Source organism: Minwuia sp., from assembly GCF_048007105.1.
Classification (GTDB): Bacteria; Pseudomonadota; Alphaproteobacteria; order Minwuiales; family Minwuiaceae; genus Minwuia.
On the sequence record NZ_CP180352.1, the window covers coordinates 982,995 to 1,006,821 of the forward strand.

Here is a 23,827-nt window from a genome sequence, read left to right on the forward strand (position 1 = left end):
CATGCGTTTCCGACCCTCCCTGTGGCTGACCGTTTCCGCGGGCATCGCCTTCGCGATCCTGTGCAGCCTCGGCGTGTGGCAATTGCAGCGTCTGGAGTGGAAGGAAGGCCTGATCGCGCAGATCGACGAACGGATGGGCGGCGAACCGGTACCGCTGCCGCAAACGCTGGACGATCCGGACGCCTGGCGTTTCCGGCCCGTGACCGTGACCGGCAGCTTCGTCCATGACGCGGAATCCCACCGGACCGGCCGGCCCGAGCGCGGCGCCATCGGCTACCGCATCTTCACGCCGCTGCGGCGCGCCGACGGTGGGGGCATCGTCATGGTCGAGCGCGGCTGGGTTCCTGAACCGCTGAAGGACCCGGCGGCGCGGCCCGGCGATCCGCCGGCGGGCGAGGTCACGATCACCGGCATTGTCCGCCTCCCCGATCCCCGCAACACCTTCACCCCCGACGACGATCCGGCCGCCAACATCTGGTTCGCATCGGATCCTGTGGCGATGGCCGCGGCGTACGGGCTGACCGTGCCACCCTGGTATGTCGTGGACCGGGATTCGGCGGCCGACTGGCCCCGGGCCGGGCCCCCGCAGCTGAGCCTGAAGAACGACCATCTCGGATACGCCATGACCTGGTTCTCGCTCGCCGCCGTCCTGCTCGTGATCTGGCTGCTGATGGGTTTCCGGCGTGGCCGCACGGAGACGCCACAATGAATGCAGCCGAAGCCTATCGCGCGCTGGAGGAGCGGTTCCGCCGCCGCGCCCGCGTCCAGGACGCCCTGTCCATCCTGCACTGGGACAATGCCACGCTGATGCCCGCCGGCGCCGCCGACGGCCGCACCGACCAGATCGCCGAGCTGACGAAGATCGCCCGAGAGATCCTGCTCGACCCCGCCACGGAAGATCTGCTCGGCGAGGCGGAAGCGGATGCCGGCGCCATCGATGGCTGGCAGGCCCGGAACCTCGAGCTGATGCGGCGGGAACACCGGCTGGCGACCGCCATCCCCTCCGATCTTGTCGAGGCCATGCAGCGCGCCGGCGCGGCTTCCGAAATGAACTGGCGCACGGCCCGCCGTGAGAACGATTTCGCCAGCCAGCGGCCGCACCTGGAAAAGGTCTTCGGTCTGGTGCGGGAGGCGGCGTCGGTCCGTGGCGCGGCGCTCGGTCTCGATCCCTACGACGCGCAGCTGGAACTGTTCGAACCGGGGTTGCGCGACACCGACATCGCGCCGGTTTTCGCCGATCTGGGAAGCTGGCTGCCGGAGAAGGTCGCGGCGATTCTGGAGCGCCAGGCTTCGGCCGAGACGCCGTCGGCGCCCGAAGGTCCTTTCGACCGGGCCATCCAGAAACAGCTCGGCGAAGGGCTGATGCGCGCCCTCGGTTTCGACTTCGAACAGGGCCGGCTGGACGAGAGCATGCACCCGTTCACCGGCGGCGTTCAGGACGATGTCCGCCTGACCACCCGCTACACCGAGCACGGCTTCGTCGAGGCCATGATGGGCATCCTGCACGAGACCGGGCACGCGCTCTACGAACAGGGCCTGCCGAAGGCCTGGCGGGGGCAGCCGGTCGGCAATTCCGGCGGCATGGCGCTGCACGAAAGCCAGTCGCTGATCGTCGAGATGCAGCTCTGCCGCGGCCCGGCCTTTGTCGGCCATGTCGCGCCCATGCTCGCCGAGGCCTTCGGCGGGCAGCCCGCGCTGGACGTGGCCAATATCTCGCGTCTCGTGACCCGCGTCCGGCGCGGTCTGATCCGCGTCGATGCCGACGAGGCGACCTATCCGCTGCACATCATCCTGCGCTACCGGCTGGAGAAGGCGCTGCTGGCCGGCGATCTCGCCGTCGCCGACCTGCCCGGCGCCTGGAACGACGGCATGGCCGATCTGGTCGGCGTCCGCCCGCCCGACGACCGTGACGGCTGCCTGCAGGACATCCACTGGATGGATGGGGCCGTGGGCTATTTCCCGACCTACACGCTGGGCGCGCTGGGCGCGGCGCAGCTGATGGCGGCGGTCCGGCGCGACGTGCCGGATCTGGACGCCCGCACCGAGGCCGGCGATTTCGCCGCCTTCACCGGCTGGCTGCGAGAGAAGGTGCATGCCCGTGCCCTGTCGGCCACGACCGGCGAGGTCATCGCCGACGCCACCGGCGCCCCGCTCTCGGCAGACGCCTTCCGCACCCACCTGGACGCGCGCTACCTGAACTGAGCCCGGCTTGCAGCCGGAATCCGCGTGTGATTCACTGGCGCTGAATCGAATGCGCTTGACGGAGTCAGCCATGCCGAACAACAGAAACGCGTTGCAGGCGGAAATCGATCAGAACTACGCGTATTTCAAGACTGTGCTCCCAAGGCTCATTGTCTCGCGCAAAGGCGAATACGCGCTGATCCGGCATCAGGAAATCGTCGAGTTCTTTGATGACGGATACGCTGCGTTCTTGAGTGGCCGCGACCGCTTCTCCGATCAACTCTTTTCGGTGCAAGAAATCGACGATCGGATTGTCGATCTGGGCATCTTCTCGCGTGTATGAAGTAGGCCTGATCCACACCGGACGAAAGATCCTTGCCGATGTGGTTGTGGTTTCTCCTGAGCACTTCCAGCAGCTGATCGACGAAAGCGCCCCCCGATTCGTGTCGTCCGCGACCGCCTTGGTCGACACAGGCGCAGAGCTTTCCTGCATCAGCGCCCGTTTCGCACAATTGGCGGAGTTCGCCGTGGTGGGAAAACGGGGGCTTCGCAGCGCCAGCGGCGTCTTCGAGCACAATGAGTACTATTTTCATTTGGGATTCCAGCCGGCCACTGGGCCGGTACTCTTCTATCCCCACGCGATACGAGGACCTGATTTTGACGCTGCGGCGGATTCATATGACCTGCTCATCGGGATGGATGTGATCTCTACCGGCGTGCTCACCGTGGGACCGGGCAACCAGGCCAGCTTCCGCTTCTAGGCTGCGGCTACCGGCCTTCTGCGACAAAAAACCGGCAGTGCGGCGCACAAGCCGTTTCACAATCCCGCGCCGCCCCACTAGTTTGCACACAAACGAATTCCGGGAGGAGGGAACCCATGCGCCTGATGACCTATGAAGCCAAGGGAGCGGCCAGCTTCGGCGCGGTGAGCGGCGACGGCGTCGTCGATCTGGGCAAGGCGATGGGCGGCAAGTACGCCGATATCCTGAGCGTGCTGGAAGCGGGCGCGCTGGCCGAGGCCGCGAAGGCCGCCGAGGGCAGGCCGGCCGATCATGCGCTGGCCGACGTGACCTTCCTGCCGGTTGTCCCGAATCCGAACAAGATCATCTGCGTCGGCCTGAATTACGAGGATCACCGCATCGAAACGGGACGCGAGCCGACGGGCTATCCTGTGCTGTTCCCGCGCTACGCCAACTGCCAGGTCGGTCACCAGCAGGCCATGGTGAAGCCGAAGAATTCCGACATGTTCGACTATGAAGGCGAACTGGCGGTAATCATCGGCAAGGCCGGCCGCCATGTCAGCCGTGAGGACGCGCTGAGCCTGGTCGCCGGCTACTCCTGCTACAATGACGGCTCGGTCCGCGACTGGCAGGCCCATACCCACCAGTTCATGCCGGGCAAGAACTTCACCGCCACCGGCGGCTTCGGCCCGTGGATGGTGACCGCTGACGAGATCCCGGACCCGGCCACGCTGACGCTGACCACGCGCCTCAACGGGCAGGTCGTGCAGAACGCCAATACCGATCAGCTGATCTTCAACATTCCCTTCGTCATTTCCTACATCTCCAGCTTCATGGAGTTGCAGCCGGGCGACGTGATCGCTTCGGGCACGCCGGGCGGCGTCGGCATGAAGCGGACCCCGCCGCTGTTCATGAAGGACGGCGACACGGTCGAGGTGGAGATCTCGAAGATCGGCACGCTGGTCAATCCGATCGCCAACGAGGCCTGAGCCTGCGGCGCAGGGGCGCCGTAATCGGCCGTTAACTGGTATAGTTCATGCTTCTGGTTCGCAAGTTTCTGCGAATCGAGGGGTTCCATGTATCTGTATCGTGCGGTCAACAAGTTCGTTCTTTCCCGTAGCTATCTCGGAAAGATCCTGCTGATCAGTTTTCTGGGCGTCCACGTGCCGATCATCGGTGCGGTGACCTACATCCTGCTCTCCAGCGGCCGCGGGGTGATGGAAAACATCGACATCGTCCTGGCCATGCTGGTCGCGACCCTGGTGGGCACCGCGGCGACGTTGATCATCCACCACGGCCTGCTTGCGCCGGTCCGGATGGCCGCCAAGGCCCTGAACGCCTATCTGCAGGACCGCGCGGTGCCTTCGCTGCCGACGAAATACGGTGACGAGGCCGGCGTGCTGATGGCCAATGTGCAGGAAAGCATCACCCGGCTCGACGCGGCGCTGGACGCCCTGCGCGCCGAGAAGGAAGACGACGCGAAGCACTTCCGCGGCAAGCTCGAGCTGCTCTCCAGCATGAGCCACGAACTGCGCACGCCGCTGAACCACATCATCGGTTTCGCAGAGATGATGTCGAACGAGGTCATGGGCCCGCTCGGCGGCGAGAAGTACAAGGATTACGCCTCCAATATCGGCCGCTCCGGCGGCGATCTGATGGAGACCGTCAAGGTTCTGACCGAGATCGGCGCGGCTGAAGTCGACGGCGGTCTCGATCTGCAGCCGGTCGCGGTCGGCGAGACCGTCGACCAGGCCATCGGTCTGATGCATTTCCGCGCCGAGCAGCGCGGCGTCATGGTTGCCCGCGGCCCGGTCGATGTCGATCTCCGGGCCGCCGCCGATCCGCGCGCCTTCAAGCAGGCGCTGGGGCATACGCTGCAGGCGGCGATCGCCACCTCGGAGACCGGCGCGCTCTGCCGGGTGGACTGCCGCGAGGATGCCGGCTGGGCGGTCCTGACCGTGACCGCGGACCGCAAGGGCTGGGTGCTGGACGACGTGCCGCCTGAGCTCCGCCATGACGCGCTGGGCGCGGCGGCCTATTCAGAGGCCAATTCGGAAGGCGGCATCGCGTCGGTCAGCCCGACCGCCGTGCACCTCTCGCTGGTTTCCACCCTGATGCGCGCCAACCGCGGCTCCCTGCATCTGGAGAACCGCAGCGGACAGCGCATCTTCATGCTGAAGCTGCCGCTCGCCGGCGTCGCGCTTCAGACCGCCGCTTCCGCCGAGGCCGCGGCCTGATCAGGTCCGGCCGGCGAGGTAGAGCAGCAATCCCGACACGGTAACGACCGCCATCCCCGTGGTGACTAGCACCACGGTCGATGCGCGGGCCACCGCGGCCTCGTACTGGCTGGCCAGGACGAAGATGTTCGCGCCGGTCGGCAGGGCTGCGATGGCGACGACCAGAACCGCGATCTCGTCGGGCAGCCCGAAGATCCAGAACGCGGCCACAGCGGCCAGCGCGGGATGCGCAAACAGCTTCAGCAGGCTGGCGAACCCGACTTCGGCGCGCCCCTCGGCGATGGGCCGCCCGTAGAGCGATCCGCCCAGCGCGAACAGGGCGCAGGGTCCCGCGGCCCCGCCCAGCAGGTCCCCGAAGCGCAGGACCGGCTCCGGCAGCGGCAAACGCAGGATCCCCCAGACCGCGCCGGCAAGCATGCCCAGCAGGAACGGGTTGCGGGCGAACCCGGCGAGCACCTTGCCCACCAGCCGGAGCGGCGAGGTCCGGCTGCCGGTGGAGCCTTCCAGAAACGCCATGATCAGTGGAATCAGGATCAGGTTGTCGGCCAGCAGGATCAGGCCGGCCGGTGCGCCGACGCCGGGACCGAAGGCGCCGATCACCAGCGGCACGCCCAGATAGGCGATGTTCGAAAAGCTGCCGGCCCCGGCGACGACGGTGCGCTCGGCGATGCTCCGGCCCGGGAACAGCAGCGGCATGAGCAACAGCGCCGCCACGAAGACCGTCACCGACGCGCCTGAATAGGCGGCGACGATGCGCCAGTCGAACAGCCCGTCCAGCGGGCTGCGCGCCATGGTGAAGAACAGCATCACCGGCAGGGCGAAGACGTAGACGAAGCGGTTGAGACCGGCGAGGCCCTCGGGGCTCAGCGCCCGGAACCGCATCGCGCCGTAGCCGACCAGCACCAGCGCGAACAGGGGCAGGACCGAGTTGAGGACCGCGGTCAAAGCCGCATGTCCATCAGGCCCTCCAGATAGTCCGGTTCCGGCGGCGTCTTCCGGCCGGTCTTCCGGTCGATGAAGGTGTTGACGTATTCGATCTGCGCCACAGCGGCGCCGTCGGTCACGTCGCGGATCAGATGGCCCATGCGGACCGAATTGCTGCCGACGCCCAGCAGTGCCGTGCGGATCTCCAGCAGGTCCCCCATCCGCGCCGGACGGCCATGGCGGATCTGCAGCGCGGTGACGCCGCCCGCCGTGCCGCGCTCGGCCATGTGGTCGCGGTGCCGGCCCAGCCGGATATGCACGGCCCAGAGGCCCCGGGTGAAGATGTCGAACAGGCCGCGCGCGCTCTGAAGGCCGGTGATGTCGCAATCCCGGACCTCGACGGTGCCCTGCCAGGTCGTCCACGCGTTTGCCGGCGGCGTGGCGGGCATCAACGGCTCCGCGATCTCCCGCATGGCGCGCAGCGGATCCGGCCTGCCGGGCGGCGGCGCGGGCCAGTCGACGGCCTCGCGGCTGTCGATCCGGACGGGGCCGAACACGGTCTCGAAGCGGGAGGTCAGCGTCTCGGACGGCGCCAGATGGCCGCTGCCGTTCAGCACGGCGCGCCCGTTCCCGTCGCCGCTGAGCTGGCCTTTGAGCCAGGCCGAATCGCCCGGCGCGAGTTCCTTGCGGAAGTCGAGGCGGTCGCGGACCGGGCGGATGGCCAGTCCCTTGGCGGCCAGTTCCAGCGGTCCCAGTCCGAGTTCCAGCGCGGCGGCGTGGCGCGCCTCGTCCAGCGCCTGGGCGTAGTGCTGGACATTGATGTGGGCGCCCAGACCGAGCTGCCAGCGGTTGAACGTCCCGCGCCAGTAGACCTGCTCCGCCATCAGGAAGCGAACTCGTCCGCGTCGATCAGGAAATCGTGCATCTTCGCGAGGATGTCGTCGGGCATGGCGGTGCGCTTGCGGGCGGCGAGGTCCATCGGGAAACCGGTGGACCGTGCGGTCAGCGCCACCTTGCCGTCGGTCAGGCGCGTCATCCTGTGGGCGGTGTGCTGCGCCATCGGCTCCAGCTTCAGGAAGCCGGTCTCGACCTTGTAGATGTCGCCCGGCCGCAGCTCGCGGCGGAAGTTCAGCGTCATCTCGATGGCGGCGAGGCCGAGCTGGCGGCGCGCCACCTCCTCCCGGTTCAGGCCGATCAGGTTCATCATGTAGAAGAATCCGTCGGACAGCGCGGCGTCGTAGAACTGCACGTTCATGTGGCCGAAATGGTCGCACTGCTCGGCGCGGACCATGCCGCGGAAGGTTTCGACGGGACCGGGCATCAGGCGCTCTGCGTCTCCCGCGGGGGCAGATCCTGGGCCGAGTCCAGCACAAAGATGCGGACAGGACGGTCTCGGCCTGGCACCTCGATGTCGCGGGCCTCCATCCCGGTCAGGTCGAGTCCGGCCTCTTCGGCCACGGCCTTCGAAATGACGAGCTGGCTGCCGAAGCTCTTGTTGGCGGCTTCCAGACGGCTTGCGATGTTCACGGCGTCCCCGATCGCGGTGAAGTTGACGACGCTGCGATAGCCCATTTCGCCGACGATGACATCCCCGACATGGATACCGATCCCCATGCGCATGGGTGTCTCCAGATCGCCACGCAGCGCCTGGTTCATCTGCTCCAGCGCCAGCGACATCGTCCGGGCCGCTTCCAGCGCCTGACGCGCGCCAGCCTCGCCGCCGGCCTCGATGCCGAACAGGGCCATCACCCCGTCGCCGATGAACTTGTCCAGCCGCCCGCCATGCGCCTCCACCGCCTCGCCCATGTAACGGCAGTACTGGTTCAGCACGAAGACGACGTCATAGGGCAGCTTGGTCTCGGCAAAGCGGGAGAAGTTGCGCAGATCGGCGAACAGGATGGCGATGCGCCGCTCGGCGCCCTGGGCGAAACCGGGATTGGCGAAGGCTTCCTTCATCGGCGTCGGTTCGGGCAGCAGGGGGATGACGCTGACGGTGTGCGGCGGTTTCAGCTGGCAGGCCAGCCGGACGCCTTCCGGCGCGCCGATCCGGCGCAGCACCTTCTTTTCCTGCCGCTCCATCGCAGGCAGGCCCTCGCCCCCGTCGACGATCTTCACGCGGCAGGTGGAACAGCGCCCGCGGCCGCCGCAGATGCTGGCGTGGGGGATGCCGGCGCGGCGGCTGGCCTCCAGCACGGTGACGCCCGGTTCGACCGAGACCCGGCGGTCTTCCGGGTAGTAGATGGTGACCAGCCCCTTCCGGCGTTCGTAGACATGCAGCATGGCGCGGCTCGCCCCGAAGACCAGCAGCGCCACGATCATGCCCGTCCAGGCCGTGTCGCGCGCCGTGTAGACCCAGGCGGCCGCCTCGGGCGGCAGTGCGGTTGCTTCCCGGTAAGCCGCCATCCAGACCGGATCCTCGGCCAGCCGGTCGATTTCCAGCCCGCCATGAACGAAGCCGATCAGGCTCAGCACCACGAGCAGCAGCGCCGCCGTGTAGGCGGCGGGAATGCAGGGGCGGTAGGCAGGCTTCAGGCGCAGCCACATGTGGACGCCGACGCAGCCATGTACCCAGGTGACGACCACCAGAATGGCCTGCTGTACGCCCGACATCGGGTCCAGCCGCCACAGCGCCATCAGCACCCAGGCGTAGGTGTCGTCCAGGCCGTGAAGCTCGTGCAGACCGCGATTGGCGAGGACATGCAGCACCAGCAGCGGCGGGATGACGATGCCGGTGACGTACTGGATGTAGTCGGTGCGGCTGAGCCCGACCCATGTCCGCCGCCGCCAGGCCGACAGGCCGACCAGTGCGGAGTGGACCACCAGCGCGCCCACCAGCACCAGCGTGCCGATCCAGCTGCGCCAGACGAACAGGAAGATGTCGCGCCCTGCATCCATCGCAGGCACGGAAATGATGCCGAGCGCGTGGTTCGCCATGTGCGTCGCGACGAACACGAACAGGATCAGTCCCGCGTAGAGCCGCGCCCGGCTGGTCAGATGCATGGGCGGCAGACTACGGCATTTGCCGTGGCTTGGAAGTGGCGGCCGTCAGACCGCCGTCTCGCCGTAGTAGAGCGACTGCACGTGTTTCGCCTCGGCGAAGAACAGCCAGCGCTCCAGCACCACGCCAGCGAAATGCAGCGCCGCGGCGATCCAGCAGAGCCCGTGCGGCAGGCCGGCCAGCACACCGCCGACGATGGCGCCCGGCAGCACCCCGCCCAGCAGCACGGCGGCCCCGCGCAGCACCATGGCATGACGCCGGGCGACGCGGTAGCCCATCTCGTGGGTCAGCCAGTTCTCGGTGACGTGCGGGCGCTCGAACAGGCGGATGTCCTCACCGTCGAGGCCGGTCGCCGAGGCCACGGTCGCCGCCGGGGCGGCGCTGTCGATGCGGCCCCAGATCACGATCTTGAAGTACCAGAGGACGAACAGGAAGAAGAGCGCGAGGCCATAGCCCATGTTCAGCGCCGGTCCCGCCGCGGCCAGCGCGATCAGCGACCCGCCTGCCAGGGCGAACAGGATGAACATCAGCGCGGTCGGCTGGCCGGACCAGGCGGGCACGGCCTTGAGCGACTGGTAGATCATGCCGGTCGCGCGCACCGTGGCGAAGGCGAGACCGAACAGGATCGCGGCGGCCAGCGTCAGCCATGGCGTCTCGATCCAGGCGACCAGCTCCGTCCGCTCGTATGGCGTGGCGTCGCCGGCCAGCAGCACCAGCGCGGCGACCGCCGCCAGCCCCATGGTCAGGATCGCCAGCACGCCCTCCCGGCTGAGCCAGCTCGTGCGCCACTGGCTCAGCGCGAAGCGGGCGCGGGCCGGCGATCTCAGATGACCGAGGGAGCAGAACAGCCCTGCACCCGCCATGACGAAACCGATGCCGAAGCAGAGCCAGAAGCCGGTCTCGCCCAGATATCGCGAGGCAATCGCGGCGACTGCCAGCGCTCCGAAACCGGCCCCGGACAGGGTCGTGAACAGGATGATCGAAAGCGCGGGGTTCATTCGGAAAATCTTCCGCCACTGGGCAGCGGGATCAAGTCCCGCTGCGGGAGGGATTTTGTCGCTGTCATGCCCATACGCTCATGCCCGTCCCGGGACTTGATCCCGGGACCCAGCGGCGGATGGACGGCAGCTGAGCGTGGGCCGCTCACCCCAGCTTCTCCAGCGCGCCGTCGAGCCATTTCCAGAAGCCGGTCAGGCCTTCGCCATTGTCGACAGGCGCAGCCTGTGCGGCGGGCACCTCGCGCTTGCGCGGCGGCAGGTAGCGGTTCACCGGCTTCGTGCCCATCTCCGGCATCAGCTCGACGCCGCCGCGGTCGGCGACGAGGCGGCTGACCTCCGAATCGGGGTCGGCCAGATCGCCGAAATGCCGCGCCTTGGCCGGGCAGGTGCGGACGCAGGCCGGGATGCGGTCTTCCTCGGGCAGCTCGTCCGAATAGATCCGGTCGACGCATAGCGTGCATTTCTTCATCACGCCGGCGGCCGGGTCCATCTCCCGCGCGCCGTAGGGGCAGGCCCAGGCGCAGAGGCCGCAGCCCATGCAGCGGTCCTCGTCCACCAGCACGATGCCGTCCTCGGCGCGTTTGAGCGATGCGCCGGTCGGGCAGACGGTGACGCAGGGCGCGTCATCGCAGTGCAGACAGCTCTTGGGGAAATGCACCAGCCGCGCGCCGCCGCCGGCGTCGTATTCGAAGCTGTGGATGCGGTTCAGCCAGGCGCCGGAGACGTCGGCGCCATAGGGGTCCTCATCGGCGAGGGGCGCGAGATCGCCGCCGGTGTTCCATTCCTTGCAGTTCACCGCGCAGGCATGACAGCCGACGCAGGTGTCGAGATCGATCACCAGACCGAGCTTCTTCTCCGTGTTCTTCGGCAAGGCGGTCATCGGCGCACCGGCCGCGTCGGATGGTGCCCCTGCATCGACGGCGCCGGTTTCGAGCCCGGCGCAGGCGGCTGCACGGGAAAGCGCGGTTCGGTCTGCGCGCTCTCCTGATCCTCGACCTTCTCCAGCCGGACGCGGAGATCGAACCATGCCGCCTGCCCGGTCACCGGATCGGAATTCGAGACCCGCCGCCCGCTGCCGTCGTCGGGCAGCAACTCCCGGATCAGATGATTGAGCAGAAAGCCCTTCTCGGCTTCGGGGGCGTCCGGATCGAGCCGCCAGGCCCCTGCCCGCTTGCCGATGGCGTTCCAGGTCCAGACCGTCGAGCCGTTGACCGCCCGCATGCGCTGGACCGGCACCCGGATCCGGCCGTGATGGGAGACCAGATCGGCCAGTTCGCCGTCCGCGATGTCCAGCTCGTCCAGCAGGGCTTCGGGCACATAGAGCGCGTTGGCGGTGTGGATCTGGCGGAGCCAGGCGTTCTGGGACCCCCAGGAATGGTACATCGCCATCGGCCAGCTGGGTCAGCGCGTGCAGCGGGTAGTCGTCACCGCTTACCGCCTCGCCCTCGAAGGGCGGATACCAGACCGGCAGCGGGTCGAAGGCCTCGGCGATGGCCTTGCGGCGATGCTCGGGGGGCTGCTTGGGTCCGTGGCCTTCGGCGGCCAGACGGAACTTCTGCAGCGGCTCCAGCCAGAGCTGGAAGGTCACCGGCTGCGGCGCGTCGAAGAAGCCCTTCTCGACCGCGAAGTCCTGATAGGCCCTGTTGGCGAACTTGTAGAAGCGGGCCTCTTCGGGGATTTCCTCGGACCAGAAGCCGCCATTCTCGATGTAGCGCCGGATCTGTTCCGGGTTGGGCTCGCCGCGCCCCATGCCGTCGCCATCCGCGCCGCGCCAGCCGGCCAGCGGGCCGACGCCCGGGCGGCGCTGGTGGTTGACCATGTAGTCCGCATAGTCCTCCCAGGCCGGTCCGCCATCCTCGGCGATGAAGCCCGGCAGTCCGAGGCGCGCGCCGAGGTCGATCAGCACCGACTGGAAGCCGCGCACATCCCGGTCGGGCTCGATCACCGGCCAGCGGATGGCGTCCGCGGCGATGTCCGGTTCGCCGATCGGCCGGTCCAGCAGGCTGATGCAGTCGTGGCGTTCCAGGTAGGTCGTGTCGGGCAGGATCAGGTCGGCATAGGCCGTCATCTCCGACTGGTAGGCGTCGGAATAGATGATCTTCGGGATCACGTACTCGCCGGTCTCCGGGTCCTTCCGGGAGAGCATCTCCATGGTCCCGGCCGTGTTCATGGTCGAGTTCCAGGACATGTTGGCCATGTACATGAACAATACGTCGACCGGATAGGGATCGCCTGCCGCGGCGTTGGCGATGACCATGTGCATCATGCCGTGGGCCGACAGCGGCGCTTCCCAGCTGAAGGCCTTGTCGATGCGGACCGGCCCGCCATCCTCGTCGACCAGCATGTCTTCCGGACCGTGCGGAAAGCCCAGATGCGGGCCCTTCAGGGGCGTGTTCGGATAGATCTCGCCGACGATCTGATAGCCGGCGCTGGCGGCTGTGGGCTTCGGATGCGCCGACAGCGGCTTCGGATAGGGCGGCTTGAAGCGGAACCCGCCGGGGCAGTCCACCGCGCCGATCAGCACCTGCAGCAGGTGCAGCGCCCGGCAGGTCTGGAAGCCGTTGGAATGGGCCGAGATGCCGCGCATGGCGTGGAAGCTGACCGGCCGGCCGCGGAAGCTCTCGTGCCGTTCCCCGTTCACGTCGGTCCAGGGCTGGTCGATCTCGATGGCCTCGTCGAAGGCGACGCGCCCGATCTCGGCGGCGAGGTTGCGGATCGTGTCTGCATCGATGCCGGTCTCGGCGGCGACGGCCTCGGGGGCATAGCGCTCGTCCAGATAGCGCTCGGCGATCAGCTCGAAGACCGGCCAGCGCCGTGCGGTAGTCGTCGACCTTCACGCGTCCGCGCAGCGCGGCATCCGCGCCTTTTGCCGCCACGGCCTCGCCCGTCCCGCGGTCGCGGACCATCGGCTCGCCATCCCCGTCACGCAGGAACAGCCCGTCCTCGGCCGTGCCCGGCCCCTCGATCACCAGCCAGGCGGCGTTGGAGTAGCGGCGCAGATAGTCCAGATCGACCCGCCCCGCCTTCAGCAGTTCGTGGATCAGCGACAGGATCAGCAGTCCGTCGGTGCCTGGCCGGACGCCCAGCCACTGGTCCGCCACCGCCGAATAGCCCGTTCTGACGGGGTTCACGGAGACGAATCGCGCGCCGCGCTTCTTGATTTCGGCGATGCCGAGCTTGATCGGGTTGCTGTCATGGTCCTCGGCGACGCCGAACATCAGGAACAGCTTCGTCCGTTCCCAGTCCGGCGATCCGAACTCCCAGAACGCCCCGCCGATGGTGTAGATGCCCGCGGCGGCCATGTTGACCGAGCAGAAGCCGCCATGGGCGGCGTAGTTCGGCGTGCCGTATTGCTGCGCCCAGAAGCTGGTGAAGGACTGGCTCTGGTCGCGGCCGGTGAAGAAGGCGAGCTTCTTCGGATCGGTGGCGCGGGTGCGGGCCAGCCAGGTTGCGGCCAGCGTCAGCGCCTCGTCCCACTCGATTTCCTCGAACTTGCCCTCGCCGCGTTCGCCAACCCGCTTCAGCGGCTTCCTGAGCCGCGCCGGCGAGTAATGCTGCATGATTCCGGCCGAACCCTTGGCGCACAGCACGCCGCGGTTCACCGGATGGTCGCGGTTGCCGGCGATGTAGCGGACCACGCCATCCTCCAGATGCACGTCGATCCCGCAGCGGCAGGCGCACATGTAGCAGGTGGTCTTCGCGACGCGCTTTTCCGGCTTCGATGGCGCGGTGTCGGCCAAGCGGCTCCCCCTGAACGTGCTGTCCGGATTTCCCAAACCCCTGCTGGAGTTTTGCCGCAGCCGTGCGTCCGGCGCAATGCCAGAAGGGTCAGCCGATGGTGGCGAGGCCCGGGAACATCTCCAGCATCCAGATGGCGATGACCTGCAGGCGGTTGGTGAAGATCAGGATGCCGGTGACGATCAGCAGCACGCCGGTGCCGATCTCGACGGTGCGCATGTGGCGGCGGAAGCGGATCAGGAAACCCAGGAAAGCGCGCACGCCCAGGGCTGCCAGGATGAAGGGAATGCCGAGCCCCAGCGCGTAGACCGCCAGCAGCGCAGCGCCCGACCAGACGTTCTGCTCGTTGGCGGCGATGGCCAGGATGGTCGCCAGGATCGGGCCGATGCAGGGCGTCCAGCCGAAGCCGAAGGCCATGCCCAGCAAGACGGCGCCCGGCGCGCGCAGGCCCTGGGTGGCAGCGTCCATCCGCGCTTCCCGGTTCAGGAACGCGAGCCGGAAGACGCCGGTCATGTGCAGGCCGAAGATGATGATCACGGCGCCGGCGATCTTGCCGAGGATGTCCAGATTGGGGCGCAGGAACTCGGTCACCGCGCTGGCGCCGGCCCCGAGCGCGACGAAGACGATGGAAAAGCCGAGCACGAACAGCACCGACATGCCGACGACGCGGCGGGTCATGGCGGCGTCCTTGCCGGCCTTCTCGGTCAGGTCCTCGTAGGATGCGCCGGCGAGATAGCAGAGATAGGCCGGCACCAGAGGCAGCACGCAGGGGCTGAGGAACGAGATGAACCCGCCGCCCGCCGCCGCCAGATAGCTGATCGATGCCGCCATTTGCCCGCCTGGTCCCTGTTGACGCGTCTGGATATCGGAGAGGCGGGCTATCGCGCCAGTCACATGCCCGTCAAGCGCAACCGGCAGTGCCGCCGCCGCATCGGGACGATATAGTGGCATTCATGAAAGCAATGATGGTCGACGAACTCGGTCCACCCGAGATCATGCAGTTCAAGGAGATGCCGGATCCGGTTGCCGGGCCGGGCGAGATCCGCGTCCGCATCCGGGCGGTGGGGTTGAACTTCCCCGACATCCTGATGATCGCGGGCAAGTACCAGCACAAGCCCGACCTGCCCTTCGCGCCGGGCATGGAGGCGGCGGGCGAGGTGCTCGATGTCGGCGATGGCGTCACGGACTACGCGCCCGGCCAGCGGGTGATCATCCACGGCAAGGGCGGCATGTATGCCGAGCAGGCGGTGGTGCCCGAAGCCTGGGCTGTGCCACTGCCCGAATCATGGAGCTTCGAGGAGGGCGCGGCGTTCTGGTCGGCCTATCTGACCGCCTATGTGGGTCTCGTGTCGCGCGGGCGGATGCAGGCCGGAGAAACCGCATTGATTCACGGCGCGGCCGGGGGCGTCGGTCTGGCCGCGGTGGAACTCGCGCATGCGCTGGGCGCAAGGGTGATCGCCGTCGCGGGCGGAAAGGCGAAGTGCGACGCCGTGCTGGCGAAGGGTGCGGATTTCGCCATCGACCACCGGACGGAGAGCTTCCGCGACCGCGTGATGGAGATCACGGATGGGGCCGGCGCCGACGTCATCTACGATCCTGTCGGCGGCGATGTGGTGTTTCAGTCGCTCCGTTCCATCGCCTGGGGCGGACGCCTCCTGATCATCGGATTCGCCGGCGGCACGATACCGGAGGTGCCTGCGAACTACGCTTTGTTGAAGAGTTGCAAGGTGATAGGCGTGCGCGCCGGCGAGTACGGACGCCGCGATCCGGCGGCGGGCCGTCAGGTCATGCGCCACATGCTGGAACTCGCGGATTCCGGGAAGCTCCAGCCGCATGTGCACGCGGTGATGCCCCTGCAGCGGGCGGTCGACGCCCTGGCCGAGATCTCCTCGCGGCGGGTCGTGGGGAAGATGGTGCTGGCATGCTGACGGTCAGGGTTAACCAAAATGAAACCCTGAGATGGCAGTTTCGGGTCCGAGTGTCCTGATGAAGCGTCGTTGTCGGGGAATCAAAGGTTTGCGGCATATTCGCAACAACGGGGTCGCAACAGTGACCGGGTGGCTTGACCGCCCAGAAACCGCGGAGTAGAGAACCTTTGCTTGGTCCTGAAAGTAGGATCTCACGTTGGACTAGTGAGGGTGTCGAGGGAATGTTCGACTTGCGCAAGAACGTCTTGAAGGTTTCGACCACGGGTATCGCGCTCGCCGCAGCGGCGGGTATCGCGATGGCTGCGGGTTCCGCGAACGCCGCCGAGTGGGGCTCGACGTTCCTTTCGGTCAACGAGATCCGCTATCTGGACAATTTCGCCAACGATCAGCAGAACGCTGCGATCCGTGAGAGCGACGTCCGGGCATCGACCCGGAACGACTTCTACGCAACGGGACGCTACGAGGGCAACGTCCTGGTCCGCGTGGGCGGCCGTCTGCAGTACTTCCAGTTCTTCGAGCGTACCGATCAGGACAACCTGCTGATCGGCGCCTATGGCAGCGTTGCCAAGCGCTTCGACAACGGCATCTTCGCCCGTGTGCGCTACGCCGCCGACTATCGCCGCAAGGACGGCGTCGACCAATATATCGAGAACGGCATCAGCCCGAGCATCAACTACCTCGGCAGCCGTTCTTACCGGGTGGGCCTGAACACGAACTTCGCCTATCGCGATTTCGACAACCAGAACTTCCCCGGACTCGATCAGACCCGCGCCTCGGTCAGCGGCTTTGCGTTCTGGTATCCGTTCCAGGACACCACCTTCCTGTACGCTTCGTCCGGCTATCAGCGCGTGAACGCGGACAACAGTGCCCAGTCGACCGACCTCTGGTGGATCGGCGCGCGCTTCGGCTACTCCTTCACGCCGGAGTTCAAGGCCCTGCTGCGCGCGCGCTACAGCGACAAGGACTTCGACAGCGGCCGCGCCGACGAGATCATGGAGCTTTTTGGCCGCGTGGACTATGAATTCACCAAATCTGTGACGGGCTTCGCAGAAGCGGGCGTGGTAGATCAGCAATCTAATATAGCTACGCAGGACTTCACCGGGCCGCAGGTTGCCGTGGGCGTGAGGTTGCTGTTCAACAGCGGTAAGTAGGTCCGGCGGAAGGCGCAAGACCAACTGGTAACTGGTGCAGGAAAGCCAAGAGATGAGCAAGTTTCGTAATACCATCGGCGCGATCCTGCGGGGCAGCATTGTTGTCCTGCAGACGGTTGCAGCGGTTGTGCTGCCGGCCAAGTTTGCAGACGCGGCTACGCGTGACGACGGCGCGCATCGCGACCGCGTCGCATCCGATGAAGGCGTGCGGTTCGAGATCGATGCCAAGGCGGATGCCGCCCTGGCGCAGTCCGAGCAGTATGTGCAGGTGGCGCAGAACCAGCCGCGTACGGCGACCGATGTCGTCGAGGACTCCATCCGCGTGCTGAATTCGCGCGGCGTCGACACCGGTGCCCTGCTGCAGGCTGGCGCGCTGGACGAGGCGGTGCAGGGCCTGGTGGCGTCGGGTGAGGTCGAAGGCCTTGGTGACGGCGGTTCCGACGGCGTCGATGTCGAGGACGTCATCGAAGGTCTGGACCTGAACGACGTTCAGCAGATCCTCGCCTCCAGCTGATCGCGCTGACTGCTGCACGCCGGCCGGTCCCGACCGCCGGCGACGCAGCCTGACGGGAACACCTGACCGGTCCCATCGCCATGGCTGATACGGGACCGGAAACAAACCCAGACAGTTGGTCCGGGCCAGTGCTGTTGATCGACAACGGCGCTGGCTTTGGCATGTCTGCACCTCCAGCCGGCATGACGTCCTGCACGCCCGACGATGCGCCCGGCAGGATCGAGACCGGCACTCTGGCCGTGTTCGCCTCTCTCGACAGCGCTGTCGATCTCACCTTGCGCATGCGCCCGGCTGTGGCCGACGGCGCCGCGGCGCTGGTGATCGTTCAGGACTGGGGCGGGCACGATCCCGCCCTGCGCGCCTTTACCCTGTTGTTCGCCGAACATCGCCTTCTGGCGCTGGGATTCGCCGCCGTCCGTTTCGCCGACGTGGCGGCCGGCCGGACCAGCGAGCCGGATCTGGCCGATGAGGTCGATATCGTTACAGCCATTCTCCCTCGTTCAGCCGGCACCGGGGCCTCCGCTGCGCCTCGATCCGCGGAGGCGCCGCTCGTGCTGCTGATCGCGGCCGGCGACCCCGATCCGAGGGAGCTTGTCGACGCGGCGCAATCCGCAGTGGCGAGGCATGGCCGCCGCCTGGTCCTCGTGCTGGAAAGCGGTATCGAGGCCATCCCGGACCTGCCGCCGACGCTGGCCCGCCTCGATGCCGGGCGGGTCTCGCCGGACTGGGTCGCCCGCCGCGCCGCGTCCATTGCCGCCATCCGTTTCCAGGGCTGGCGCAGCGCCTATGCGGCGGCCGCGGACATGGCCGGGGTGCCGGTCGTGGAACTGGGTCCGGGACCAGCCACCGCCCTGCTCGAAGCGGCGCTGACGGGGGAAACCGGCACGGCGCCGCTGCCGGCAGACCGAACGCCGTTCGAGCCATGGCTCCGCCGGATCGCCGCCGGCATCGGCGGTGCGGCATCGAAGGGGCAGGCGGCGTGAAACGGGTTGTCGCCTTCGTCTGCATCAACGGCTCGGGCATGGGGCATGCCACCCGCATCCTGGCCATCGCGCGGCGGCTGCCCGAAGGCATCACGCCGCTGATCGTCTCCAACTCGCCGGCGCTCGACGCTTTCGATCTGCTGCCCGGCGCGGTTATCGAACACATACCCGGCTTCGACTATCTGGACATGTCCCGGCGTGCCTGGACCAGCCAGCTGCGGCGGGAGTTCGACGCCCTGCTGCGGTTCTACGGCGCGACCGTGGTCGTTCAGGACGGCACCGCGCTCTATCCCTGGCTGCTGGACGGTGTGCTGGGCAACGATCTCGGGCGGCGGCTGGCCTGGATCCGGCGGCCGATGTGGCGCGATGTCGAGGCGGTATACAAGAATCTGGAGAACCAGAAATTCTGCGATCTGGTGATCGAACCCGGCGAGGCTGCGGCCGAGATCGATGACGGCCCGACGACGCGCGCGATGGAGCTTGCGCCGCCGCCCGCGCGTTTCGTCCGGACCGCTCCGATCCGGTTGCTGGATGACAGCGAGATCCTCGACCGGCCCGCGGCCCGTGTGCGGCTGGGCATCGGCAATGGCGAGAAGGCCGTGCTGATCCAGCTCGGGGCCGGCGCGATCGAGCGCAACTGGGATGCGGCCGGCGGCGCGATCGCGGCGCTCAGGCGGCGCGGCGGCGTGCGCATCTTCCTTGCGCGATGGAAGATCGCCGGCGACCTGCCGATGTTCGGCGAGGATGTGACCGTGCTGGACGCCTACCCGCTGGCGCGGCTGTTTCCGGCCTTCGACATGGTCGTGAGCGCGGCCGGCTACAATTCCTATCACGAACTGGCCGCAGCACGGGTCCCGGCGATATTCGTGCCCAACCGCATGGAGGTCGACGATCAGGCGCGCCGCGCCGGCCACGCAGCCACGCAAGGTTGGGCCGAGGTGGAGCTGCGCAGTCCGGCCGGAACCTTCGCTGGCCGGATCGAGGCGGCGGTCAACCGTGTCCTGGAGCGCCCGTCCCGGCTTCTGGACCCCGGCGTCGCCGTGAACGGCGCGCGGCAGGCGGCCGAGGCCATCGCCGCCCTCTGCCCTGCTTGATACCGCCGTCCGGCGGCGCGACAGTGCAGGCATGACCCCCCAGGCCACCAGACACCGTGCATCGGGCGCCGCGCTGACGCGGCAGATCGCGGCGCAGTTGCGCCAGGTCCGCCGATATGACGAGGCCGCACGGCTCTACGCCCATCTCTTCCGCGCGCGCGCGCCGGATCCGGAAGATCTGAACGCCTTCGTCGAGGCCGTCACCGCCGCTGGCGGGGACCCGCTGGTCGAGATCTTGGCTGCGGTGGAGCGCTTTCCGGACGATAGCCTGCTCAGGGAACGGACGGTGCAGCTGCTACGCGGCCGGGGGCGCGATGCCGACCTGCTGGCGCTGGCCAGCCGGCTGGCCGGCCATGCCGGGGACGCCGTCTTCTGGCGGATCGCCGCCGGCGAGGCCGCGATCCGGCTCGGCCGGGACGCGGAGGCCCATGCCCTCTCGGAGGCGGTGCTGGCCGAGATGCCGGCTCACGCGGGGGCGCTGCGGCTGAAGGCCCGGCTGGACGGGCGCGCCCGCAGTTTCGAGACTGCACTCGGGCATCTGGAGCGCGCCAGCGGTGACGGCGCGGCCCCTGACGCTTCCATGATCGGTCTGGCCATGTCCGCCAACCGCCGACTGGGCCGGCGCCGGGCCGCTGCGCAGGAAGCCGCCGCCGGTCTCGACCGTCTGCTGGAGGCGGGGGACCTCGCCGCCGCCGCGCGGCTGCTGCGGCGCAACGGCTTCACGGGGCCGGCGGAAACGCTGAGACGCCGCGCCGGATCGCTGGACGAGACAGAAGCTCGCCGCCAGATCCGGCGCATGTCGAGCCATCTGGTCCAGGACGGCCTTGTCGCCGAGGGCATTGCCGGTTACCGCAGCCTCTCGCCCCGTGGCGGCTGGTCGAAGCGGTTGAGCGACCGGGAACGCGACCGTCTCGATCTGACCATGACCGCGCTCGGGATCGACCCGCTGAAGGGGATCGTCGAGTTGGAAAAACGCGGTGTCCGTTTGCCGGACACCCTTCTGCACGCGCTGCTGGACCGCGGCATGGCGCGCCGGCCCTCACGCCAATCGGGGACGGGCGTGCTCATCGTCAGTGGCGCTCTGGGGCCGGGCGGCGCCGAACGCCAGGCTGCCCTGACAGCTACGGGCCTGTCTGCCGATGACCGTTTCGGTGGCCGGGTCGCCGTGGCGACGCTGCAGGATCTGACGCGGCAGGCGGGCGATCATCTGAGCGGCCAGGTCGAGGCGGCCGGCGTGGCGTTCCACGACCTCGCGGTCGCGCCGGCCTACGAATCGCGCCGCCTCCCTCTGGAGCTGGCGATGTACCAGCCGCTCCTCGATCCGCTGCCGCCCAACATCGCCGGACAGATCGCGGCGCTCGCCGGCCTTATCGCCGACCAACGGCCCGCCGTGGTGCACGGGTGGCAGGACATGACCGGGGTCGTCACGGCGCTTGCCGGTCTGCTCAGCGGCGTACCCCGCATCGTCATCGGCACCCGCAGCCAGGCGCCGGACCGCAAGGAAGGCCGGAACCGCCCGTTCCTGCAGGCGCTCATGCAGCGTCTCGCGCGCCATCCACGCGTCCGCTTCTGCAACAACAGCCTGGCCGGGATCCGTGACTACCGCCAATGGCTCGGCGCGCCCGGACTGTCGATCGCCCACGTCCCGAACGGTTTCGACTTCGGCGCGCTGGCCCTTGCGCCGCCGGCTCAGCGTCCGGAGGGTGGCCCGGTCGTCGTCGGCGGTGTCATGCGGCTGACCGAGGAGAAGCGCCCGCTGCTCTGGCTCGAAAGCGTTCTGGAACTGGCGCGCGCCGGCCATCCGGTCCGCGGCCTGCTGGTCGGCGACGGCGCGATGCGCCCGGAACTGGAAGCGCGCATCGCCACCGAGGGGGCAGGCGACATCATCGAACTTGCCGGACGGCGCAGCGACATGGACGCCCAGTACCGCCGCATGGACCTTCTGTTGCTGACGTCCCGCACCGAGGGGCTGCCCAATGTGCTGATCGAGGCCCAGGCGCATGGCTGTCCGGTCGCCGCCACCCCGGCGGGCGGCGCTTCGGAAACCTTCATCGACGGCGAAACAGGTCTGCTGTGTCCCGATCCGTCGCCGCGGGCCATTGCAGCGCGTCTCGCGCCTCTGGTCGACGATCGCGACCTGCGCTTGACCTTCGGGGCGAAGGCTGCCTCACATTCCGCCGGCACCTTCGGCCAGGCGGCGATGATCACCCGCACGCTGGCGCTCTACGGGATGAAGACGACGGCATGACGGACGACGAAAGCAGGGAGGACGGATTGCGGCGGGCCTTCGCGCAGGGATTCGATGCGCTGGAGGAGGAAAACGCCCGGCTGCGCCGGCAGGTCGAGCGGCAAAGCATGATGCTGGCCGATCATCTGGAGCGCGACCGCCTCTACCGGAAGCTGCTGGAGGATCACTATCAGCTCCTGCGGGCCAGAGAGAAGTCGGAAGCCGAGGGCAACCGGCACGGTCCGCTGCTGAAGCTGTCGGTGCGCGAGGTCATGGATCTGCCGGATCGGGGCGGCGCCGCGGCGGCAGGCGAAGCGGACGCCGGGCTCGAGTCCTGGATGCAGGGCGGCGCCGAGACCGGCGAGATGCAGCCGGTCATCCCGGGCGAGCCGCTGGACGAGCCCTTCGGTTCGATTCCCCGCCCCTTCGGCCTGACCTTCCGGCTGTCGCCCGGCCTTGCCGCGTTCGGGCTGAACCGGGGCGACCTGCGGCCGCTGGCCTTCAACCTCATCGGCCGGCCCGATGGCGATCTGGAGCATCTGGCCGAGGAAATCGCCCAGTCCGCGGCGCTGAACCGCAAGTTCGCGCCGTTGATCCTGACCACGACCCGGTCCGAGTTGCAGGCGTTCAGGCGCCGGCGTCTGGTCTATGAGAGCCTGCCGCCCTTCGACGATGCCGTCGCCCGGCTTTCCGGAATCAAGGATTCCAAAGCCTTCTACGACCTGCGTGTCGGCTTTCTGCTGCGGAAATGGCGCGTGGTCGCGGTCATGAACATGGGCGTGGGTTACGCGTACCGGGGCAGCGCTCAGAACAGAACGGGACGGTAGTCCCGGGCCGGCAGCGCCGGTGTCCGGCCGTCCAGGATATCCGCGATCAGCCCCGCTGAACCGCAGGCCATGGTCCAGCCCAGCGAGCCGTGGCCGGTGTTCAGATAGACCCCCTGAACCGGCGTCGTCCCGATCAGCGGAATGCCGTTCGGGGTCATGGGACGAAGCCCTGTCCAGTATTCCGGCGGTCCGTCATAGTCGAGTGCCGGATAGATCCGCTCCAGATCGCGCATCAGACCGCCGGCGCGCGCCGTCTTCAGGGCCGGATCGTATCCGACCAGATCGGCCTTTCCGGCCGCGCGGATGCGGCCGCCGAGGCGGCTGATCACCATTCGTCGGCCCTCGTCGGTGATGCTGATCCGCGGGGCCAGGTTGCTGGAGCCCAGACGCCGCGTCACCGAATAGCCCTTCAACGGGTAGATCGGCAGGTCGAACCCGAGCCGGCGCGTCAGCTGCGGCGCCCCCAGCCCGGCGCAGACGATCAGTGCGTCGCCGCCGATGCGGCCGCCGGGCGTCTCCACGGCGTGAAACCGGTCGCCATGGGTGACGATGCGCTCGACCTTGCTGTTCCAGGCGAACCGAACGCCTTCCCGTGCCGCGGCCGCGGCCAGGCCGGCCGTGAAGCCGGCGGCGTCGCCGGTCTCGTCGCCAGGGGCCAGGATGCCGCCGGCGATCCTGCCCTGCTCCAGCGCCGGTCCCAGCGCCGGTTCCAGTTCGGCGATCTCGTCCCCGCCCAGCATGCGCATGTCGACCCCGTGTCCGGCCATCACCCCGATCACGTCCCCGGCCTCGTGCAGCGCAGGCGCCGTCGGGAAGATGCGCAGGATGCCGCGATCCTCCCGGTCGTAGTCGATGCCGGCCGCGTCGCGGATCGCCGCCAGACGCTGCTGACTGTAGAGCGCCATCGCGACCATGGGGCGGGCGTTGGCCTCCCAACGGTTCTGCCGGCAATTGGCCAGGAACCGAACGAGCCAGCCCCATTGCCGTGTATCCGCCGTCGGCTTCAGGCGGAACGGACCGTCCGCCTGCCACATCCATTTCACCGCCATGCGCAGGTTGGACGGGCTGGCCCAGGGAACCGATTCGGAGGGGCTGATCTGTGCGCCGTTGGCGAAACTGGCGCCCTCCGCCGGACCCGGCGCAGCCTCGATCACGGTGACCTCGTGTCCCCGGGACGCCAGTTCCCACGCGGTCGTCACCCCGATGACGCCCGCTCCTGCAATCACGATCTCCAAAACCGGGCCTCCGCCGTTTCCATCATGCCGCGCTTGCGCTGGCGCGGGCGGT

21 protein-coding genes and 1 pseudogene are annotated in these 23,827 nt (G+C 68.2%); 13 read left to right on the plus strand and 9 right to left on the minus strand.

The window, feature by feature from the left end; genetic code table 11:
- Position 1: 1 nt before the first annotated feature.
- From ACMVY4_RS04620 to ACMVY4_RS04645, 6 genes are all read left to right on the plus strand, one after another.
- Positions 2-709 carry an SURF1 family protein gene (locus tag ACMVY4_RS04620; RefSeq protein WP_416899017.1) on the plus strand — a complete coding sequence of 236 codons (708 nt, stop codon included), beginning with the start codon at positions 2-4 and terminating at the stop codon, positions 707-709.
- Positions 706-2,202 (plus strand): carboxypeptidase M32, encoded by a 1,497-nt coding sequence (locus ACMVY4_RS04625; protein WP_416899018.1) that lies wholly within the window; start codon positions 706-708, stop codon positions 2,200-2,202. Before ACMVY4_RS04620 ends, ACMVY4_RS04625 begins: the two co-directional genes overlap by 4 nt.
- 70 nt (positions 2,203-2,272) lie before the next feature.
- Positions 2,273-2,524: a hypothetical protein gene (locus ACMVY4_RS04630; protein ID WP_416899019.1), complete on the plus strand. Its 252-nt coding sequence runs from the start codon at positions 2,273-2,275 to the stop codon at positions 2,522-2,524.
- On the plus strand, positions 2,517-2,942 hold the full coding sequence (locus ACMVY4_RS04635) for a hypothetical protein (protein WP_416899020.1): 426 nt from the start codon (positions 2,517-2,519) through the stop codon (positions 2,940-2,942). Before ACMVY4_RS04630 ends, ACMVY4_RS04635 begins: the two co-directional genes overlap by 8 nt.
- A gap of 116 nt (positions 2,943-3,058) precedes the next feature.
- Positions 3,059-3,910, plus strand: a complete 852-nt coding sequence (locus ACMVY4_RS04640) for a fumarylacetoacetate hydrolase family protein (protein ID WP_416899021.1) — start codon at positions 3,059-3,061, stop codon at positions 3,908-3,910.
- A gap of 87 nt (positions 3,911-3,997) precedes the next feature.
- Positions 3,998-5,158 carry a sensor histidine kinase gene (locus ACMVY4_RS04645; protein WP_416899022.1) on the plus strand — a complete coding sequence of 387 codons (1,161 nt, stop codon included), beginning with the start codon at positions 3,998-4,000 and terminating at the stop codon, positions 5,156-5,158.
- Here ACMVY4_RS04645 and ACMVY4_RS04650 read toward each other — a convergent pair whose 3' ends face one another.
- From ACMVY4_RS04650 to ACMVY4_RS04685, 8 genes and pseudogenes are all read right to left on the minus strand, one after another.
- Positions 5,159-6,103: an AEC family transporter gene (locus tag ACMVY4_RS04650; RefSeq protein ID WP_416899023.1), complete on the minus strand. Its 945-nt coding sequence runs from the start codon at positions 6,101-6,103 to the stop codon at positions 5,159-5,161.
- Positions 6,100-6,966, minus strand: coding sequence for an acyl-CoA thioesterase (locus ACMVY4_RS04655; RefSeq protein ID WP_416899024.1), 867 nt, complete (start codon positions 6,964-6,966; stop codon positions 6,100-6,102). The genes ACMVY4_RS04650 and ACMVY4_RS04655 overlap by 4 nt, the downstream gene beginning before the upstream one ends.
- Entirely contained in the window at positions 6,966-7,403 is a 438-nt protein-coding gene (locus tag ACMVY4_RS04660) for a thioesterase family protein (protein WP_416899025.1), read from the minus strand. The genes ACMVY4_RS04655 and ACMVY4_RS04660 overlap by 1 nt, the downstream gene beginning before the upstream one ends.
- Positions 7,403-9,082: an adenylate/guanylate cyclase domain-containing protein gene (locus ACMVY4_RS04665; RefSeq protein WP_416899026.1), complete on the minus strand. Its 1,680-nt coding sequence runs from the start codon at positions 9,080-9,082 to the stop codon at positions 7,403-7,405. Before ACMVY4_RS04665 ends, ACMVY4_RS04660 begins: the two co-directional genes overlap by 1 nt.
- Before the next feature lie 45 nt (positions 9,083-9,127).
- Positions 9,128-10,078: a dimethyl sulfoxide reductase anchor subunit family protein gene (locus tag ACMVY4_RS04670; protein WP_416899027.1), complete on the minus strand. Its 951-nt coding sequence runs from the start codon at positions 10,076-10,078 to the stop codon at positions 9,128-9,130.
- A gap of 145 nt (positions 10,079-10,223) precedes the next feature.
- Positions 10,224-10,958 carry a 4Fe-4S dicluster domain-containing protein gene (locus ACMVY4_RS04675; RefSeq protein ID WP_416899028.1) on the minus strand — a complete coding sequence of 245 codons (735 nt, stop codon included), beginning with the start codon at positions 10,956-10,958 and terminating at the stop codon, positions 10,224-10,226.
- Positions 10,955-13,818 (minus strand): annotated as a pseudogene (locus ACMVY4_RS04680) (molybdopterin oxidoreductase family protein). The gene ACMVY4_RS04675 and the pseudogene ACMVY4_RS04680 overlap by 4 nt, the downstream one beginning before the upstream one ends.
- 88 nt (positions 13,819-13,906) lie before the next feature.
- Entirely contained in the window at positions 13,907-14,647 is a 741-nt protein-coding gene (locus ACMVY4_RS04685; protein WP_416899029.1) for a cytochrome c biogenesis CcdA family protein, read from the minus strand.
- A gap of 122 nt (positions 14,648-14,769) precedes the next feature.
- Here ACMVY4_RS04685 and ACMVY4_RS04690 point away from each other — a divergent pair, with 122 nt between their 5' ends.
- The 7 genes from ACMVY4_RS04690 (at position 14,770) to ACMVY4_RS04720 (ending at position 22,540) form a co-directional block, all read left to right on the plus strand.
- Positions 14,770-15,744 carry an NADPH:quinone oxidoreductase family protein gene (locus ACMVY4_RS04690; protein ID WP_416900252.1) on the plus strand — a complete coding sequence of 325 codons (975 nt, stop codon included), beginning with the start codon at positions 14,770-14,772 and terminating at the stop codon, positions 15,742-15,744.
- A gap of 230 nt (positions 15,745-15,974) precedes the next feature.
- Entirely contained in the window at positions 15,975-16,895 is a 921-nt protein-coding gene (locus tag ACMVY4_RS04695; protein WP_416899030.1) for an outer membrane beta-barrel protein, read from the plus strand.
- A 52-nt stretch (positions 16,896-16,947) separates the two neighbouring features.
- Complete coding sequence (locus ACMVY4_RS04700) at positions 16,948-17,409, plus strand: hypothetical protein (RefSeq protein WP_416899031.1); 462 nt, start codon at positions 16,948-16,950, stop codon at positions 17,407-17,409.
- A gap of 161 nt (positions 17,410-17,570) precedes the next feature.
- Positions 17,571-18,392 (plus strand): hypothetical protein, encoded by an 822-nt coding sequence (locus ACMVY4_RS04705; RefSeq protein WP_416899032.1) that lies wholly within the window; start codon positions 17,571-17,573, stop codon positions 18,390-18,392.
- On the plus strand, positions 18,389-19,486 hold the full coding sequence (locus ACMVY4_RS04710) for a glycosyltransferase (protein ID WP_416899033.1): 1,098 nt from the start codon (positions 18,389-18,391) through the stop codon (positions 19,484-19,486). The genes ACMVY4_RS04705 and ACMVY4_RS04710 overlap by 4 nt, the downstream gene beginning before the upstream one ends.
- 31 nt (positions 19,487-19,517) lie before the next feature.
- Positions 19,518-21,734, plus strand: a complete 2,217-nt coding sequence (locus ACMVY4_RS04715) for a glycosyltransferase (RefSeq protein ID WP_416899034.1) — start codon at positions 19,518-19,520, stop codon at positions 21,732-21,734.
- Positions 21,731-22,540 (plus strand): hypothetical protein, encoded by an 810-nt coding sequence (locus tag ACMVY4_RS04720; protein WP_416899035.1) that lies wholly within the window; start codon positions 21,731-21,733, stop codon positions 22,538-22,540. The genes ACMVY4_RS04715 and ACMVY4_RS04720 overlap by 4 nt, the downstream gene beginning before the upstream one ends.
- On the opposite strand, the gene ACMVY4_RS04725 is transcribed toward ACMVY4_RS04720, so the two are convergent.
- Complete coding sequence (locus ACMVY4_RS04725; RefSeq protein WP_416899036.1) at positions 22,519-23,766, minus strand: D-amino acid dehydrogenase; 1,248 nt, start codon at positions 23,764-23,766, stop codon at positions 22,519-22,521. The two genes, ACMVY4_RS04720 and ACMVY4_RS04725, sit on opposite strands and share 22 nt — an antisense overlap.
- Positions 23,767-23,827: the final 61 nt, after the last annotated feature.

Excerpts from the sequence above, each read along its gene's own strand:
- ACMVY4_RS04625 (WP_416899018.1), top strand. The coding sequence starts at position 706 with ATGAATGCAGCCGAAGCCTATCGCGCGCTGGAGGAGCGGTTCCGCCGC.
- ACMVY4_RS04690 (WP_416900252.1), top strand. The coding sequence starts at position 14,770 with ATGAAAGCAATGATGGTCGACGAACTCGGTCCACCCGAGATCATGCAG.
- ACMVY4_RS04700 (WP_416899031.1), top strand. The coding sequence starts at position 16,948 with ATGAGCAAGTTTCGTAATACCATCGGCGCGATCCTGCGGGGCAGCATT.
- ACMVY4_RS04665 (WP_416899026.1), bottom strand. The coding sequence starts at position 9,082 with ATGCATCTGACCAGCCGGGCGCGGCTCTACGCGGGACTGATCCTGTTC.
- ACMVY4_RS04715 (WP_416899034.1), top strand. The coding sequence starts at position 19,518 with ATGACCCCCCAGGCCACCAGACACCGTGCATCGGGCGCCGCGCTGACG.
- ACMVY4_RS04660 (WP_416899025.1), bottom strand. The coding sequence starts at position 7,403 with ATGCCCGGTCCCGTCGAAACCTTCCGCGGCATGGTCCGCGCCGAGCAG.
- ACMVY4_RS04620 (WP_416899017.1), top strand. The coding sequence starts at position 2 with ATGCGTTTCCGACCCTCCCTGTGGCTGACCGTTTCCGCGGGCATCGCC.
- ACMVY4_RS04720 (WP_416899035.1), top strand. The coding sequence starts at position 21,731 with ATGACGGACGACGAAAGCAGGGAGGACGGATTGCGGCGGGCCTTCGCG.
- ACMVY4_RS04640 (WP_416899021.1), top strand. The coding sequence starts at position 3,059 with ATGCGCCTGATGACCTATGAAGCCAAGGGAGCGGCCAGCTTCGGCGCG.
- ACMVY4_RS04675 (WP_416899028.1), bottom strand. The coding sequence starts at position 10,958 with ATGACCGCCTTGCCGAAGAACACGGAGAAGAAGCTCGGTCTGGTGATC.
- ACMVY4_RS04705 (WP_416899032.1), top strand. The coding sequence starts at position 17,571 with ATGTCTGCACCTCCAGCCGGCATGACGTCCTGCACGCCCGACGATGCG.
- ACMVY4_RS04630 (WP_416899019.1), top strand. The coding sequence starts at position 2,273 with ATGCCGAACAACAGAAACGCGTTGCAGGCGGAAATCGATCAGAACTAC.
- ACMVY4_RS04670 (WP_416899027.1), bottom strand. The coding sequence starts at position 10,078 with ATGAACCCCGCGCTTTCGATCATCCTGTTCACGACCCTGTCCGGGGCC.
- ACMVY4_RS04645 (WP_416899022.1), top strand. The coding sequence starts at position 3,998 with ATGTATCTGTATCGTGCGGTCAACAAGTTCGTTCTTTCCCGTAGCTAT.
- ACMVY4_RS04685 (WP_416899029.1), bottom strand. The coding sequence starts at position 14,647 with ATGGCGGCATCGATCAGCTATCTGGCGGCGGCGGGCGGCGGGTTCATC.
- ACMVY4_RS04655 (WP_416899024.1), bottom strand. The coding sequence starts at position 6,966 with ATGGCGGAGCAGGTCTACTGGCGCGGGACGTTCAACCGCTGGCAGCTC.